The following is a 13,916-nucleotide window of genomic DNA, read 5'->3' as shown; positions in this document are numbered from 1 at the left end:
CGCTGGGTGAGGCGGTCCAGGTCCTCGTCGACCGGCGGTGCGTCGCTTGATTTTGCTGCTGTGGGCGCCGACGTGCGGGTGTGCAAACGGGCCGTTGAATACTGGGGCTCGGCTGTGGCCGATGGGTGACCTGGTCAGCGGGGCTTCCGGCCTAGCGTGAGTCCGTCGGCTTGTCTGGGGCGGTGATCAAGAACATCGCACCTCGTCGCGGCGCGGGCATCCTTCTCGCCCTCGCTGCCGTGCTGCCTCTCGGCACCTCGGCTCACGCCGATCCGGTTCCGCCGCCCGCTCCCGCCCCTATGCGCCTCTTCGCCCTGCCCAGACTGCTCGACACCCCCGACGAGGCCCTGCCGCCCCGCGTCTACACGCCCAGCGCCGCCGAGGACGCGATCGTCCCCGCCGCGCCGCCCGCGGGGGCCGACGCGCTGGTGGAAGCGGTGCCGAAGGCGGTGGCGGAAGCCGTGCCCGGGCTGCCCGCCGCGTCCGCTGTGCCCACCGCCCCCGACGAGGCCCCGGCCGGCAGTGCCGCGCGTGCCTGCACCCGTAGCACCGGGCCCTACCAGCGCCAGGTCGAGAAGTGGCTGAAGCTGCGCGTCGACGGGCGGCAGTCCGCCGCCGACTGCGCGGCCATCCGGCGGTTCCAGAGGCAGCAGCACATCCGGCCCGACATCGGGTACGCCGGACCCGTCACCTGGGGTCGCATGCAGGCCATCTCGGCCCGGCTGCATCCCAATGCCGCCGGGAAGTGTCCCGTACGGAAGTACAAGGTCGCCTGCGTCGACCTGTCGCGGCAGCTGATGTGGGTCCAGAAGGGGAAGAAGGTCGTCTTCGGGCCCGCTCCCGTACGGACAGGACGCGCCGTCCACCCCACCCGCACCGGCTGGTTCAAGGTCTACTGGAAGCACAAGAACCACTGGTCCTCGCTCTACAACAGCCCCATGCCGTACAGCCAGTTCTTCAGCGGCGGGCAGGCCTTTCACGGGATCTACGCGAGCGTCTACAACAACCCGCCCGGCAGCCACGGCTGCGTCAACATGCGCTACCGCGACGCCCAGCGCCTGTGGAGCGTCCTCGGCAGGGGTGACGCGGTCTACATCTGGGGTCGCAAGCCCGCCGTCTGAGCTCTGAGACACTGGGCGCGATGACTGAGACACCGCCTCCGCTTCGCGTGCGCGCCGAGATCGACCTCGGCGCGCTGCGCGCCAACGTCCGTGCCCTGCGCGCCCGTGCGCCCCGCGCCCAGCTCATGGCCGTGGTGAAGGCGGACGCGTACGGGCACGGCATGGTGCCCTGTGCCGTGGCCGCCCGCGAGGCCGGAGCGCAGTGGCTGGGGACCGCCACCCCCGAGGAGGCGCTCGCGCTGCGCGCCGCCGGGATCGACGGCCGGATCCTGTGCTGGCTCTGGACGCCCGGCGGTCCGTGGCGGCAGGCCGTCGAGGCCGATGTGGACGTGTCCGTGAGCGGCATGTGGGCGCTGGACGAGGTACGGGAGGCGGCCGCGGCCGCCGGGCAGCCGGCCCGCATCCAGCTCAAGGCCGACACCGGCCTCGGCCGTAACGGCTGCCAGCCCACCGACTGGCCCGAGCTCGTCGCAGCGGCCCTGGAAGCCGAGCGGGACGGGCTGGTCAGGGTGACCGGTCTCTGGTCGCACTACGCGTGCGCCGACGAGCCCGGTCATCCGTCGATCGCCGAGCAGACCCAGCGGTTCGAGGAAGCGCTGGAGTACGCGGAGAAGGCCGGCCTGCGCCCCGAAGTGCGGCACATCGCCAACTCGCCCGCGGTGCTGACCCTTCCCGAGTCGCAGTACGACCTCGTGCGCACGGGCGTCGCCGTGTACGGCATCTCGCCCGTCCCCGAGGTCGGGAGCGCCGCCGAGTTCGGGCTGCGCCCCGTGATGACGCTGAGCGCACGGCTCGCGCTGGTGAAGCACGTTCCGAAGGGTCACGGCGTCAGTTACGGGCATCACTACACCACCCCCGCCGACACCACCCTCGGGCTGGTGCCCGCGGGGTACGCGGACGGGATCCCGCGCCAGGCATCGGGCAAGGGTCCTGTGCTGGTCGCGGGGAAGTGGCGGCGCGTTGCGGGACGCGTCGCCATGGACCAGTTCGTCGTCGATCTGGACGGTGACGAGCCGGTGGCGGGCGCGGAAGCGGTGCTGTTCGGGCCCGGCGACCGCGGTGAGCCGACCGCCGAGGACTGGGCGGTGGCGGCCGACACGATTGCGTACGAGATTGTCACCCGCATCGGTGCGCGGGTTCCGCGTGTCTATGTGAATGTGAACGCCGAGGGCGCGGACGACTGTTAGGAGCGCGGCACGGTGAGCGAGACCAGCGGGGATGTGAGTGCCACCTGGCGTCGGGCCGGTGGCATCGCCGGTGCGGCCGTGGGCGTGCTGGCTGCCGGAGCGGCCGCGGGCGTCGCCGTGGAGCGGCTGACCGTCGGGCGCGGGATGCGCAAGAAGGCGCGGCTCGCGCTGGATGCGTCGGGGCCGTACGGATCGCTGCGCGGGATGCCGGGCCGGGCCGTCGCCGACGACGGCACCGAGATCTACTACGAGGTCGACGAGGTCGAGGCGGACGGTGGCGGGGGCCGCAACGGAGCCCGTAAACGGCGCCTCTTCGGGCGTCGGCCGCCGGCTCCCGTGACGGTCGTCTTCAGCCACGGGTACTGCCTCAACCAGGACTCCTGGCACTTCCAGCGGGCCGCGCTGCGTGGTGTCGTACGCACGGTGCACTGGGATCAGCGCAGCCACGGGCGCTCCGAGCGGGGGCGGGCGCAGGTGGCCGGGGAGCCGGTGTCGATCGATCAGCTGGGGCGGGATCTGAAGGCCGTCGTGGACGCGGCCGCGCCCGAAGGTCCGCTGGTGCTGGTCGGGCACTCGATGGGCGGCATGACGGTGATGGCGCTGGGTGAGCAGTTTCCCGAGGTCGTACGGGAACGGGTGGTGGGCGTCGCCTTTGTGGGGACGTCCTGCGGGAAGCTCGGGGAAGTGAACTTCGGGCTGCCGGTGGCGGGCGTGAACGCGGTGCGGCGGGTGCTGCCCGGTGTGCTGAAAGCGCTGGGGTCGCAGGCCGAACTGGTGGAGAAGGGGCGGCGGGCGACCGCGGACCTCTTCGCGGGGCTGATCAAGCGGTACTCCTTCGGGTCGCGGGATGTGGATCCGGCGGTGGCGCGGTTCGCGGAGCGGCTGATCGAGGGGACTCCGATCGATGTCGTCGCGGAGTTCTATCCGGCGTTCACCGAGCACGACAAGGCGGACGCGCTCGGGGTTTTCGCCGAGGTGCCTGTGCTGGTGCTGGCCGGGGACCGGGATCTGGTGACGCCCAGCACGCACAGCGAGGAGATCGCGGGGCTGCTGCCGGAGGCGGAGCTGGTGATCGTGCCGGATGGCGGGCATCTGGTGATGCTCGAGCATCCCGAGGCGGTGATGGACCGGCTCGCGGATCTGCTGGCCCGGGTGGGGGCCGTGCCGGTTCCGGTGGGTCCGGTGGCGGAGGGGTAGGCCTGGGGTTTTCCGGGGGCTCTGCCCCCGGGCCCCTGCTCCTCAATCGCCGGAGGGGCTTGATTTCGGCTGGCGTGGGTGTGGGGTGTGCGGGTGCGTCGGGGGTTCGGGGGCTCTGCCCCGGGCCCCCGCTGCTCAATCGCCGCAGGGGCTTGATTTTGCTGCTGTGGGCGCCGACGTGCGGGTGAGTTGGTTCGGGGCGTGCGGGTGATTTGGGGCGGTGGTCGAGTCGGTAACGTGTGGTGCATGGAAGCAGCTCACCCCCCGGCGGCCGAGGTCGTCACTCGTCTTGATGTCAACTCGCCTGAAGAGATGCGGGAGTTGGGGCTTCGGCTCGCTGCCGTCGTCCGGCCCGGGGATCTTGTCATGCTCAGCGGCGAGCTCGGGGCGGGGAAGACCACGCTCACCCGGGGGTTCGGGGAAGGGCTCGGGGTGCGGGGGGCCGTGACCTCGCCGACCTTTGTCATCGCCCGCGTGCATCCGTCGCTCGGGGACGGGCCCGCGCTCGTCCATGTGGATGCCTACCGGCTCGGCGGCGGGCTCGACGAGATGGAGGACCTGGATCTCGATGTCTCGCTGTCCGACTCCGTGGTCGTCGTCGAATGGGGCGACGGCAAGGTCGAGGAGCTCTCCGACGACCGGCTGCGCGTCGTCATCGACCGGGCTGTGGGCGACACCGACGACGAGCGGCGCGTCGTAACGGTGACCGGGGTCGGGGAGCGGTGGGCCCGGGTCCCGCTTCCGGGCGTGCCGGTCGAAACCGGCTCGTAGATTCCGACAGAGCGTCGGCAAGGTGTTGCACAGGCCTGGGCGGGCGTGGTCCCATGGGAGCACAGGCCTGGTTAGGTCTGCCTTACTACGCCCGGGCCGGGAGGCAGTCATGGAGATGTCGGAAGCCGTACCGCAGCCGCCGCCCGGTCTGTCGATGCGTGAGCTGCTGGCCTCGTGTGCCGCCGCCGCGGCGGTGTCCACACCGCCGCAGGAGGAGTCCGAGGACGCAGAGCGCACCACCGGGGACGCAGAGCAGCGCGACGCCGCTTAATCCGTACGGGGTAACAAGTGGTGAGCGGCAGGCGCTACGGGACCACTACGACCTTCGTGCCGATCGTCGCGAACGGCCACATCGCGTCCCCGTCCGCCGGTGCCATCCGGATCCCGCCCGTCTTGCGGTTCGGGTCCGGGCTCGACATCGCGCCGTTCACCGCCGCGCTGAAGCCGACCGTCACGCCGTCGATGGTGGCGAAGCGGACCACGTGCTCGATCGCGACCCCGTCGGAGCCGGTGATGGACCCCGAGCGGGAGCCGACCCTGTACGTGCCGGCGGGCGGGTTCACCGTGCTCGGCATGACCGCGAAGCCGCGCGTCGCCTTGCCCGAGCTGTTCGTCAGCCATACGTGCTTGGAGCCCACGGAGTAGACGACGCGCATCCCTCCGCCCGAACCGAGCGGGAGCGGGAGCGCCGTCGGAGTGCCCGGCTTCTTCGAGGCGCCCGGCGGGGTCTTCGTCGTGGAGACGGTCCCGGTGGGGGCCGCCAGGTCGTCGGGGGCGTTTGCCGAGGCCTGGTAGGCGAGGAAGGCGACCACGGCGACGGCCGCTGCGGTGAGCCCGGCCACCATTCCCGAGCTGCTCCTGGACACCTGTGGTGCTCCTCTGCCGTACGTACGATTTTTGGCCGGTCGTCGCCGACGGTAGCAGCCGGGGGAGGGCCGGGCTCGGAGCCGTGCCCCCGCCGCCGGAGCCGTAGGCTGTTCGTGTGCTTCTGCTCGCCGTTGATACCGCCACCCCCGCCGTGACCGCCGCTCTCCACGACGGCACGTCCGTCGTCGCCGAGTCCTCGCAGGTCGACGCGCGCCGCCACGGGGAGCTGCTGCTGCCCGCCGTCGACCGAGTGCTGGACGAGGCGGGGGTGAAACTGGACGCCGTGACCGGGATCGTCGTGGGCGTAGGGCCCGGGCCCTACACCGGGCTGCGCGTCGGCCTCGTGACCGCCGCGACCTTCGGGTCGGTGCTCGGGGTGCCGGTGCACGGACTGTGCACGCTGGACGCTCTCGCGTACGCGTCCGGGATCGAGGGCCCCTTCTTCGTGGCCACCGACGCCCGGCGCAAAGAGGTCTACTGGGCGCGGTACGAGGACTCGCGGACGCGGGTGGGCGAGGCTGCCGTCGACCGGCCCGCCGATGTCGAGACCGGTGGGCTGCCCGTCGTGGGCGCGGGGGGTGTCCTCTACCCGGAGGCCTTCCCCGACGCGCGCGGTCCCGAGCATGTGTCGGCCGGCGCGCTGGCCGCGCTGGCCGCCGAGCGGCTGGCGGCCGGGGCGGACTTCCTTCCCGTGACGCCGCTCTATCTGCGTCGGCCCGATGCGCAGGTCCCCAAGAACTACAAGGTGGTCACCCCCAAGTGACGGCCGTGCTGCGCGAGATGCGCTGGTGGGACATAGAGGGCGTCTTCGAGCTGGAGAGGGATCTCTTCCCCGACGACGCCTGGTCGACGGGGATGTTCTGGTCCGAACTCGCCCATGCGCGGGGGCCGGGCGCGACCCGGCGGTACGTGGTCGCCGAGGACGGGCAGAAGGTCGTCGGATATGCGGGGCTCGCCGCCGCCGGCGGGCTCGGTGACGTACAGACGATCGCCGTCAGCAGGGATGCGTGGGGCAGCGGGCTCGGGTCCGAGCTGCTGAGCGATCTCATCAGGCACGCCACCGCCTTCGAGTGCGAAGAGATTCTGCTGGAGGTGCGGGTGGACAACACCCGGGCGCAGAAGCTCTACCAGCGCTTCGGGTTCGAGCCGATCGGCATGCGGCGCGGCTACTACCAGCCGGGAAATGTGGACGCGCTCGTGATGCGTCTCGTGGTCCACGGAACAGAGAACAGAGAACTGAACTGATGGCTGACGAACCCCTGGTACTCGGTATCGAGACCTCCTGCGACGAGACGGGTGTCGGCATCGTCCGCGGCACCACGCTGCTCGCGGACGCTGTGGCGTCGAGCGTGGACACCCATGCGCGCTTCGGGGGCGTCGTCCCCGAGATCGCGTCGCGTGCGCACCTGGAGGCGATGGTTCCGACCATCGAGCGCGCGCTGAAGGAGGCGGGCGTCAAGGGCAGCGACCTGGACGGGATCGCCGTGACGGCGGGACCCGGTCTCGCGGGGGCGCTGCTGGTGGGCGTCTCGGCGGCCAAGGCGTACGCGTACGCGCTGAACAAGCCCTTGTACGGGGTCAATCACCTGGCCTCGCACATCTGCGTGGACCAGCTGGAGCACGGGCCGCTGCCCGAGCCGACCATGGCGCTCCTGGTGAGCGGCGGGCACTCCTCGCTGCTGCTCGCACCCGACATCACGAGCGACGTACGGCCGCTGGGCGCGACCATCGACGATGCCGCGGGCGAGGCCTTCGACAAGATCGCGCGCGTGCTGCATCTGGGCTTCCCCGGTGGGCCGGTCATCGACCGGCTCGCGCGGGAGGGGGATCCGAAGGCGATCGCGTTCCCGCGTGGGCTCACGGGGTCGAAGGATCCCGCGTACGACTTCTCCTTCTCCGGGCTCAAGACATCCGTGGCCCGCTGGATCGAGGCCAAGCGGGCGGCCGGCGAGGACGTGCCGGTGCGCGATGTGGCGGCTTCCTTCCAGGAGGCGGTGGTCGATGTGCTGACCCGCAAGGCCGTACGGGCCTGCCGTGACGAGGGCGTCGACCACCTGATGATCGGTGGCGGTGTCGCCGCCAACTCCCGGCTGCGGGCGCTCGCGGCCGAGCGGTGCGAGAAGGCGGGCATCCGGCTGCGGGTGCCGCGGCCGGGGCTGTGCACCGACAACGGAGCGATGGTGGCCGCGCTCGGCACGGAGATGGTGGCACGCAACCGGCCGGCCTCCGACTGGGAGCTGTCGGCGGACTCCTCGCTTCCGGTGACGGAGCCGCATGTGCCGGGGCATACGCACGGGCACACGCACGACCACGACCATGTGCACGAGGTCAGCAAGGACAATCTGTACTCATGAGCGTCGCGCTGATGTGGGAGGCGCGGGCGGCCGAGGGGCGGGGCGCGGAGCTGCTCGCCTGGGCGCGCGCGCAGGTGCTCGCGGCCGAGCCCGTGCGGCGGGAGTTCTTCCGGGCGCCGCAGGACCGGGTGCTCGTGATCACCTGGTGGGACGCCGGGTACGACGCGGACCTCCCCGAACTCCCCGAGCCCGCGGCCGAGTTGATCATGCGCGCCGTGCACAGGTGGCGCTTCGAGGCGGTGTGACGGGTGCGGGAATATGAGTTTTTCCCTGGAATTGACGCCTCCCCGTAGGACGTAAGCCGATTCGGACGTATGTTCCTCCGCATGACGGACGAACAGCCAGGTCAGCCCCCACGCCGAAGACGCGCGCTCAGAGTCGTGGGCATCGTCCTCGGCTGCACACTCGTGGTGGGCGCGGCCGGGGCGGGGTGGGCGTACTGGCACTTCGACCGGAACATCAAAAGCGTCGACATCAACAGCGCGCTGGGCACCGACCGCCCCGAGCGTCCCTCGGTGACCCCGTCCGCCTCCGCGACCGCGACCCTGCCGGCCGTGCCGAGCGGCACGCTGAACATCCTCGTGCTGGGCTCCGACTCGCGGACCGGCAAGGAGAACCAGGCACTCGGCGGCGGGGAGAGCGGCGGCGCCCGCTCCGACACGGCGATGGTCGTCCACATCAACACCGACCACACCGAGGCGACCGTCGTCTCCATACCGCGCGACACCCTGGTCACCCGGCCGTCCTGCCCGACCTCCTCGGGGGGCAGCACCTCGGTGGCGTACCACGCGATGTTCAACAGCGCCTACGCGGTCGGCGGACCGGCCTGCGCCGTCAAGACGGTCGAGAAGATGACCGGCGTACGGATGGACCACTACATGGAGATCGACTTCGCCGGGTTCGCGGATCTCATCGACGCCCTCGGCGGGGTCACCGTCACCACCACGCAGGACATCGACGACACGCGCAGCCATCTGCATCTGGAGGCCGGCACCCACCGGCTCGACGGGAAGCAGGCGCTCGCCTTCGCCCGTACCCGCCACGGCATAGGCAACGGCAGCGACCTGGGGCGCATAGCGCTCCAGCAGCAGCTGGTGAAGGCGATGCTCCAGGAGATGTCGGCGGGTAACCTGCTCACCGATCCGCTGAAGCTCTACAAGGTCGCCGACGCGGTCACCGGCAGCCTGACCACCGACACGGGACTCGACTCGCTCGGCGAGCTGACCGATCTGGCCCAGGGGCTGCGGCAGGTCGAGCCGGGCGCGCTGAAGACCGTGATGATGCCCGTCTTGCTCGCCCCCTGGGACCGCAACCGGGTGGTCGCCGACGAACCCGAGGCGAGCGAACTCTGGGCTTCGTTGCGCTGAACGAATTCTTTTTGCGGTGGGTGTCGATTGCGGTCGGCACCGTTCGACGTATGAGTGAGAGGACGGGGAAGAGCCCCGGTCCCACACCTCAACAGGAGGCAGTCATGCCGCGCTTTCTCTCCATCATCCGTGTCGACGAGTCCAACTCGCCCGCCGAGCCCAGCGCCGAACTGATGGAGCGCATGGGCGTCCTCATGGAGGAGATGACCAAGGCGGGCGTCATGCTCGACACCGGCGGTCTCGGGCCCGTCGACACCGGCCGCCGGGTGCGCTGGACCGGCGGGCAGGCGACGGTCCTCGACGGTCCCTTCACCGAGGCCAAGGAGGTCGTCGGCGGGTACGCGATGCTGCAGACCAAGGACATCGACGAGGCCGTCGAGTGGACCAAGCGCTTCGCCCAGGTGCACGAGCCCGAGTGGGACCTCACCCTGGAGGTGCGCCAGGTCTTCGGCCCCGGCGACGAGTAGGGGCGCGCGCGGTAGTTGCCCGGCCGTCGTGCGGCTGCTCTGATGGGTGGCCGTGACGGCAGGCAACGCGGTCGAGACCGTATTCAGGATCGAGTCGGCGCGGATCATCGCCGGTGTCACCCGGATCGTTCGGGACGTGGGCATCGCCGAGGAGATCGCACAGGACGCGCTGGTCGCCGCGCTCGAGCAGTGGCCGGAGGCGGGCGTACCGGACAATCCGGGCGCCTGGCTCATGGTCACGGCCAAGCGCCGGGCGATCGATCTCGTACGACGGCGGGAGACGTACGCCCGCAAGCTCGCGGAGGTCGGGCGGACGCTGGAGGAGACCTCCCCGCCACCGCCAGAACCCGCGGGCCCCGGGGACATCGACGACGATCTGCTGCGGCTGATCTTCACCGCCTGCCACCCCGTCCTGTCCGCCGAGGCGCGCATCGCACTCACCCTGCGGCTGCTCGGCGGGCTGACCACGGACGAGATCGCCCGCGCGTATCTGGTCCCCGAGGCGACCGTCGCGCAGCGGATCGTGCGGGCGAAGCGGAAGCTGGCGGCCGCGGGGGTCCCCTTCGAGGTGCCGTACGGGGAGGAGCGCGGGCAGCGCCTCGCGTCGGTGCTCGAGGTCATCTATCTGGTCTTCAACGAGGGGTACTCGGCGACGGCCGGCGGCGACTGGATACGGCCCGCGCTCTGCGAGGACGCGGTGCGCCTCGCGCGGGTGCTGGCGGGGCTGATGCCCAAGGAAGGGGAAGTCCTGGGCCTGGTCGCCCTGTTGGAGCTCCAGGCCTCGCGGATGGGCGCACGGACGAAGGCGGACGGGACTCCGGTGCTGCTCGCCGACCAGAACCGGGGGCGGTGGGACCGGCTCCTGATGCGGCGCGGGTTCGCCGCGCTGCTCGGGGCGGGGGAACTGGGCGGGGCTCCGGGGCCCTACGCCATTCAGGCCGCCATCGCCGCCTGCCATGCGCGGGCGGCGAGCTGGGAGGAGACGGACTGGGTACGGATCGCCGCCCTGTACGCGATGCTGCCGCCGTCGCCGGTGGTGGAGCTCAACCGGGCCGTCGCCGTGGCCATGGCGCACGGGCCCGAGGCGGGGCTCCGCATCGTGGACGCCCTGGTCGATGAGCCCGCGCTGGCCGGGTATCACCTGCTGCCGAGTGTGCGCGGCGATCTGCTGGAGAAGCTGGGGCGGACGGCGGAGGCGCGGGCGGAGTTCGAGCGGGCGGCGGCGCTGACGCGGAACGAGGCGGAACGGGCGCTGCTCATGAGGAGGGTCACCGGTGGAGCGTGAGGTGCTCGCCGCCGCTGTGCTGCGGGCTCTGGAGCAGGGGTGCCCGGGATCGCGGGCCGAGCTGCGCGGCTCGCTCGCGGCGGGGACTGGCGGGGCCATGTGGGGCGCCTGGTGGACGCGGCCGTACGGCTGGAGCCGGGGCAATGCGCCCTGGGCGCCCGCGTGAGGCGGCTGGCGGCGGAGCCGCTGCCCGGCTGACCAGGCACGGGGAGTGAACCCGGTGGTCGTTTTCTGCATCTTGTACGGCGCAAGTCGCAGATGATGGCGAGACCGGACAAGAGGTTCGAGCGTGCGCAAGAAGGTCGTGGGGCTGGTCCTCGGCGGTGTGCTGGGCGGCGCGCTGATGGCGGGGTGTACGTCGTCGGGCTCGGACACCGGGACCGGGAGTACGCACACGCCGGCCGCCTCCGCCCCGGGGAAGAAGCCCTCCGGCGCGCAGCCGGACACGCGCGCCGCGGCCTACCGCAAATGGGGGCTCAAGCCCTTCGCCGACGTCCCCGCGCCGCCCGCGGTCAAGCCCGTGAAGACCGTGCCGGGCGGCCCGGTGCCGGTGATCAGCGAGATACCCACCCAGAAGAAGATCGTCTTCGTCACCTTCGACGACGGGGCCGAGAAGGACCCGAAGTTCGTCGCGATGATGAAGGATCTGAAGATCCCCTTCACCATGTTCCTGATGAACGACGCGATCCGCAGCGACTACGGCTACTTCAAGCCCCTGCAGGCGCTGGGCAACCGAGTGGAGAACCACACCCTCCACCACCCCAACATGCGCACCCTGGGCGCCGCCGCGCAGAAGAACGAGGTGTGCGGCCAGCAGACGAAGCTCGGAGCGGAGTACGGGAGCGCCCCTCGGCTCTTCCGGCCGCCGTACGGCAACTGGAACGCCAACACCCGTGCAGCGGTGCAGAGTTGCGGCCTCAAGGCGATCGTCCTGTGGCGCGAGTCGATGCAGATAAAGAACATGCAGTACCAGCGCCCCGACAAGAAGCTGCACCCCGGCGACATCATCCTCGCCCACTTCCGGGGGCCCTCGGAACTCAAGGGGCACTCGATGACCGAGATGATGGCGAACATGCTCCGGCACATCCAGGAGCAGGGGTTCACCGTCGCCCGGCTTGAGGACTACGTCTAGAAGGGCCCGAGGGTTACGGGCAGTTGGTGCCGTACGCCGGGACCTTGCCGTTCAGCAGGTAGTCGTCGGCCTTGCCGTCGATGCAGGCGCTGCCCTTGCCGTAGCTGCAGTGCCCCTGCCCGCCCTTCCAGCTGACGAGCACGCCCACGCCCTTCCCGAGCCGCCGCGCCATCACCTCGGCGCCGCCGTACGGGGTCGCCGGGTCGCCCGCGTTGCCGATGACCAGGATCGGCGGGGCGCCCTTCGCGCTCACCTCCATGTGGTCCGTGGCGCCCTTGACCGGCCAGTACGTGCACTGGTTGAGCGCCCAGGCGAACTGCTCGCCGAAGAGCGGGGACGCCTTGCGGTAGGCGGGCAGTTGCTGCCGGATGTCGTCCGTGGTCTGCGGGACGCCGTAGTCGGCACAACTCGTCGCGGAGAAGATGTTGTTGCCGTTGTCGTAGTGGCCCTTGTCGTCGCGGCCCGTGGCGGAGTCGGCGAGCGCCATCAGCGCCGTCGGGTCCTCCCAGTTGGCGTACGAGGAGACCGCGCGCGCCAGCGCCGGCCAGCCCGAGCTCGCGCTGTAGAGGGTGTGCGCCATGGCGGAGAGGGCGAGCGAGTCGTTCAGCATCCGGCCGTCGGCGGTGCGGGCCGGGTGCTGGTCGAGGTGGGCCACCACGTCGGTGAGGAGTTGCTCCACCTGGGCGGGGGTGGAGCGGTGGATCGGGCAGACGTAGCTGCCGGCGACGCAGGCCTTCGCGAAGTTGTCGAGGGCGAGCTGGAAGCCCTTGAGCTGGTAGAGGGCGCCGTCGGTGTAGTTCTCGTCGGGGTTCATGACGCCGTCGAGCACGGCGCGGCCGACCTTCTGGGGGAAGAGGTGGGCGTAGGTGCCGCCGAGCTCGGTGCCGTAGGAGAAGCCGTAGTAGTTCAGCTTCGCGTCGCCGACCGCCGCGCGGATACGGTCCAGGTCGCGGGCGACGTTGGTGGTGGTGAGGTGGGGGAGGAGCGCGCCCGACTTCTTCTCGCAGGCCGCCGCGAAGGCCTGCGTGACGTCCATGAACTGCTCGGCCTCCGCCGGGGTGTCGGGCGTCGAGTCGACCTGGTTGTACGCGTCGGTCTGCGGGCCCGTGAAGCACGAGACGGGGGCCGAGCCGCCGACCCCGCGCGGGTCGAAACTCACCAGGTCGTAGCGGGTGTTGAGGGTGGAGAAGGTGGAACCGAAGCCAGGCAGCGTCGCGACGCCCGAGCCGCCAGGGCCGCCGAAGTTGTAGATCAGCGAACCGATGCGCTTGCCGGGTCCTGTGGCGGCGTGCCGGATCAGCGCGAGGCCGATCCGCCTGCCCTGCGGGTGCGCGTAGTCGAGGGGTACGGCGAGGGTCGCGCACTCCCAGCCGACACCGGGGGCGTCGCCGCCGCCCTGGGCCGCGGTCGGCGGCGGGCAGGGGGACCAGACGGGCCGGTCCGTGGCGGCGGGGGCCGTGGCGCCGGCCGTGCCCGCTCCGGCCAGCAGCAGGGAGGTGGCGGCGGCTACGGCGGCCCCGCGTACGACTGTCTTACGGTGTGTCATGTCGATCATGCTGCGGCGGTGTACGGCGTCGCGCCCGGCGCGAGAGCCGTCCGGGTGGCGGCGGGGCGTAATCTGGGGGAGGAACGCTTGCGCCGGGCAGGGGGAAGGGGCGGTCAAGTGGAGTGGTTCTGGTGGGTATTCATCTTCTTCATGGTGGGCGGATTCGGCTGGATGGCCGACACCGGACGCACCGCGCTGCGCACGCGCCACGAGCGCCGGATGGAGCGCGTGGAGGCGGCCGAGCGCGAGCGCAGGGAGATCGAGGCGGCGCACAAGCCGCCGGAGCCGATCTGCGGGTGCACGCACCATCTCGCCAAGCATGACAAGCGGGGCAAGTGCCATGAGTCGGTGGAGGTTCCGACGGCCTGGGACGCGGACAAGAAGCCGGTGAGCTATGAGCCGGGGACGTGCAACTGCCAGCAGTACGTGGGTCCGCAGCCGCTCTCGCAGGTGTACGCGGAGGAGCTCACGGACCTGGGGTAGGGCTGGGGCGGGCCTCCTACCCGGTGCTTCTTGTCGGGGTCGGGTGGGTGGGCCCCCCTGCCGACCGATACCTGGAGTGTGGCGTTTCCGGGGCGGAGTAAAGGGCGCGACTGCGTCGCGTCGGCTACGCCGATTCCGC

17 protein-coding genes are annotated in these 13,916 nt (G+C 71.2%); 15 read left to right on the top strand and 2 right to left on the bottom strand.

Annotated features, from left to right (window positions below; all coding sequences use genetic code 11):
* Positions 1 to 182 precede the first annotated feature (182 nt).
* The 5 genes from AB0H78_RS38440 (at position 183) to AB0H78_RS38420 (ending at position 4,547) form a co-directional block, all read left to right on the top strand.
* Positions 183 to 1,121 carry a L,D-transpeptidase family protein gene (locus AB0H78_RS38440; protein WP_363239487.1) on the top strand — a complete coding sequence of 313 codons (939 nt, stop codon included), beginning with the start codon at positions 183 to 185 and terminating at the stop codon, positions 1,119 to 1,121.
* Between the two features lie 20 nt (positions 1,122 to 1,141).
* Positions 1,142 to 2,308 (top strand): alanine racemase, encoded by a 1,167-nt coding sequence (gene alr / locus AB0H78_RS38435; protein WP_363239486.1) that lies wholly within the window; start codon positions 1,142 to 1,144, stop codon positions 2,306 to 2,308.
* A gap of 12 nt (positions 2,309 to 2,320) precedes the next feature.
* Positions 2,321 to 3,505 carry an alpha/beta hydrolase gene (locus tag AB0H78_RS38430; RefSeq protein ID WP_363239485.1) on the top strand — a complete coding sequence of 395 codons (1,185 nt, stop codon included), beginning with the start codon at positions 2,321 to 2,323 and terminating at the stop codon, positions 3,503 to 3,505.
* Between the two features lie 246 nt (positions 3,506 to 3,751).
* The gene (tsaE, locus tag AB0H78_RS38425) at positions 3,752 to 4,276 is read left to right on the top strand and encodes a tRNA (adenosine(37)-N6)-threonylcarbamoyltransferase complex ATPase subunit type 1 TsaE (protein WP_363239484.1); all 525 of its coding nucleotides are present in this window, start codon (positions 3,752 to 3,754) and stop codon (positions 4,274 to 4,276) included.
* A 109-nt stretch (positions 4,277 to 4,385) separates the two neighbouring features.
* On the top strand, positions 4,386 to 4,547 hold the full coding sequence (locus tag AB0H78_RS38420; protein ID WP_363239483.1) for a hypothetical protein: 162 nt from the start codon (positions 4,386 to 4,388) through the stop codon (positions 4,545 to 4,547).
* A gap of 34 nt (positions 4,548 to 4,581) precedes the next feature.
* Here the strand turns inward: AB0H78_RS38420 and AB0H78_RS38415 are convergent, their stop codons facing one another.
* On the bottom strand, positions 4,582 to 5,142 hold the full coding sequence (locus AB0H78_RS38415) for a hypothetical protein (protein ID WP_363239482.1): 561 nt from the start codon (positions 5,140 to 5,142) through the stop codon (positions 4,582 to 4,584).
* A gap of 116 nt (positions 5,143 to 5,258) precedes the next feature.
* Between AB0H78_RS38415 and tsaB the strand changes: the two genes are divergently transcribed.
* The 9 genes from tsaB (at position 5,259) to AB0H78_RS38370 (ending at position 11,748) form a co-directional block, all read left to right on the top strand.
* Positions 5,259 to 5,906, top strand: coding sequence for a tRNA (adenosine(37)-N6)-threonylcarbamoyltransferase complex dimerization subunit type 1 TsaB (gene tsaB / locus AB0H78_RS38410; RefSeq protein WP_363239481.1), 648 nt, complete (start codon positions 5,259 to 5,261; stop codon positions 5,904 to 5,906).
* Between the two features lie 17 nt (positions 5,907 to 5,923).
* Entirely contained in the window at positions 5,924 to 6,388 is a 465-nt protein-coding gene (rimI, locus tag AB0H78_RS38405; RefSeq protein ID WP_363239488.1) for a ribosomal protein S18-alanine N-acetyltransferase, read from the top strand.
* Entirely contained in the window at positions 6,388 to 7,497 is a 1,110-nt protein-coding gene (gene tsaD, locus AB0H78_RS38400; protein WP_363239480.1) for a tRNA (adenosine(37)-N6)-threonylcarbamoyltransferase complex transferase subunit TsaD, read from the top strand. Before rimI ends, tsaD begins: the two co-directional genes overlap by 1 nt.
* Positions 7,494 to 7,742 carry a hypothetical protein gene (locus AB0H78_RS38395; protein ID WP_363239479.1) on the top strand — a complete coding sequence of 83 codons (249 nt, stop codon included), beginning with the start codon at positions 7,494 to 7,496 and terminating at the stop codon, positions 7,740 to 7,742. Before tsaD ends, AB0H78_RS38395 begins: the two co-directional genes overlap by 4 nt.
* An 81-nt stretch (positions 7,743 to 7,823) precedes the next feature.
* Positions 7,824 to 8,864 (top strand): LCP family protein, encoded by a 1,041-nt coding sequence (locus AB0H78_RS38390; protein WP_363239478.1) that lies wholly within the window; start codon positions 7,824 to 7,826, stop codon positions 8,862 to 8,864.
* Between the two features lie 104 nt (positions 8,865 to 8,968).
* Positions 8,969 to 9,331, top strand: a complete 363-nt coding sequence (locus tag AB0H78_RS38385; RefSeq protein WP_363239477.1) for a YciI family protein — start codon at positions 8,969 to 8,971, stop codon at positions 9,329 to 9,331.
* 52 nt (positions 9,332 to 9,383) lie between these two features.
* Positions 9,384 to 10,616, top strand: coding sequence for an RNA polymerase sigma factor (locus AB0H78_RS38380; RefSeq protein WP_363239476.1), 1,233 nt, complete (start codon positions 9,384 to 9,386; stop codon positions 10,614 to 10,616).
* Positions 10,606 to 10,782, top strand: a complete 177-nt coding sequence (locus tag AB0H78_RS38375; protein WP_363239475.1) for a hypothetical protein — start codon at positions 10,606 to 10,608, stop codon at positions 10,780 to 10,782. Before AB0H78_RS38380 ends, AB0H78_RS38375 begins: the two co-directional genes overlap by 11 nt.
* Before the next feature lie 123 nt (positions 10,783 to 10,905).
* Complete coding sequence (locus AB0H78_RS38370) at positions 10,906 to 11,748, top strand: polysaccharide deacetylase family protein (RefSeq protein ID WP_363239474.1); 843 nt, start codon at positions 10,906 to 10,908, stop codon at positions 11,746 to 11,748.
* Positions 11,749 to 11,761: 13 nt separating this feature from the next.
* Here AB0H78_RS38370 and AB0H78_RS38365 read toward each other — a convergent pair whose 3' ends face one another.
* Positions 11,762 to 13,294: an alpha/beta hydrolase gene (locus tag AB0H78_RS38365; protein ID WP_363239473.1), complete on the bottom strand. Its 1,533-nt coding sequence runs from the start codon at positions 13,292 to 13,294 to the stop codon at positions 11,762 to 11,764.
* A 117-nt stretch (positions 13,295 to 13,411) separates the two neighbouring features.
* Here AB0H78_RS38365 and AB0H78_RS38360 point away from each other — a divergent pair, with 117 nt between their 5' ends.
* Positions 13,412 to 13,777, top strand: a complete 366-nt coding sequence (locus AB0H78_RS38360) for a hypothetical protein (protein WP_363239472.1) — start codon at positions 13,412 to 13,414, stop codon at positions 13,775 to 13,777.
* Positions 13,778 to 13,916 lie beyond the last annotated feature (139 nt).

Origin of the sequence: Streptomyces sp. NPDC050738 (assembly GCF_040654175.1) — a bacterium.
In the GTDB taxonomy this organism is placed as follows: Bacteria; Actinomycetota; Actinomycetes; order Streptomycetales; family Streptomycetaceae; genus Streptomyces.
Note: the sequence above shows the minus strand (reverse complement) of the source record. Positions and strands in the feature narration are given on the sequence as shown.

Coding starts and splice junctions, on each gene's coding strand:
- alr (WP_363239486.1), top strand. CDS start 1,142: ATGACTGAGACACCGCCTCCGCTTCGCGTGCGCGCCGAGATCGACCTC.
- AB0H78_RS38390 (WP_363239478.1), top strand. CDS start 7,824: ATGACGGACGAACAGCCAGGTCAGCCCCCACGCCGAAGACGCGCGCTC.
- rimI (WP_363239488.1), top strand. CDS start 5,924: ATGCGCTGGTGGGACATAGAGGGCGTCTTCGAGCTGGAGAGGGATCTC.
- AB0H78_RS38395 (WP_363239479.1), top strand. CDS start 7,494: ATGAGCGTCGCGCTGATGTGGGAGGCGCGGGCGGCCGAGGGGCGGGGC.
- AB0H78_RS38365 (WP_363239473.1), bottom strand. CDS start 13,294: ATGACACACCGTAAGACAGTCGTACGCGGGGCCGCCGTAGCCGCCGCC.
- AB0H78_RS38420 (WP_363239483.1), top strand. CDS start 4,386: ATGGAGATGTCGGAAGCCGTACCGCAGCCGCCGCCCGGTCTGTCGATG.
- tsaD (WP_363239480.1), top strand. CDS start 6,388: ATGGCTGACGAACCCCTGGTACTCGGTATCGAGACCTCCTGCGACGAG.
- tsaE (WP_363239484.1), top strand. CDS start 3,752: ATGGAAGCAGCTCACCCCCCGGCGGCCGAGGTCGTCACTCGTCTTGAT.
- AB0H78_RS38385 (WP_363239477.1), top strand. CDS start 8,969: ATGCCGCGCTTTCTCTCCATCATCCGTGTCGACGAGTCCAACTCGCCC.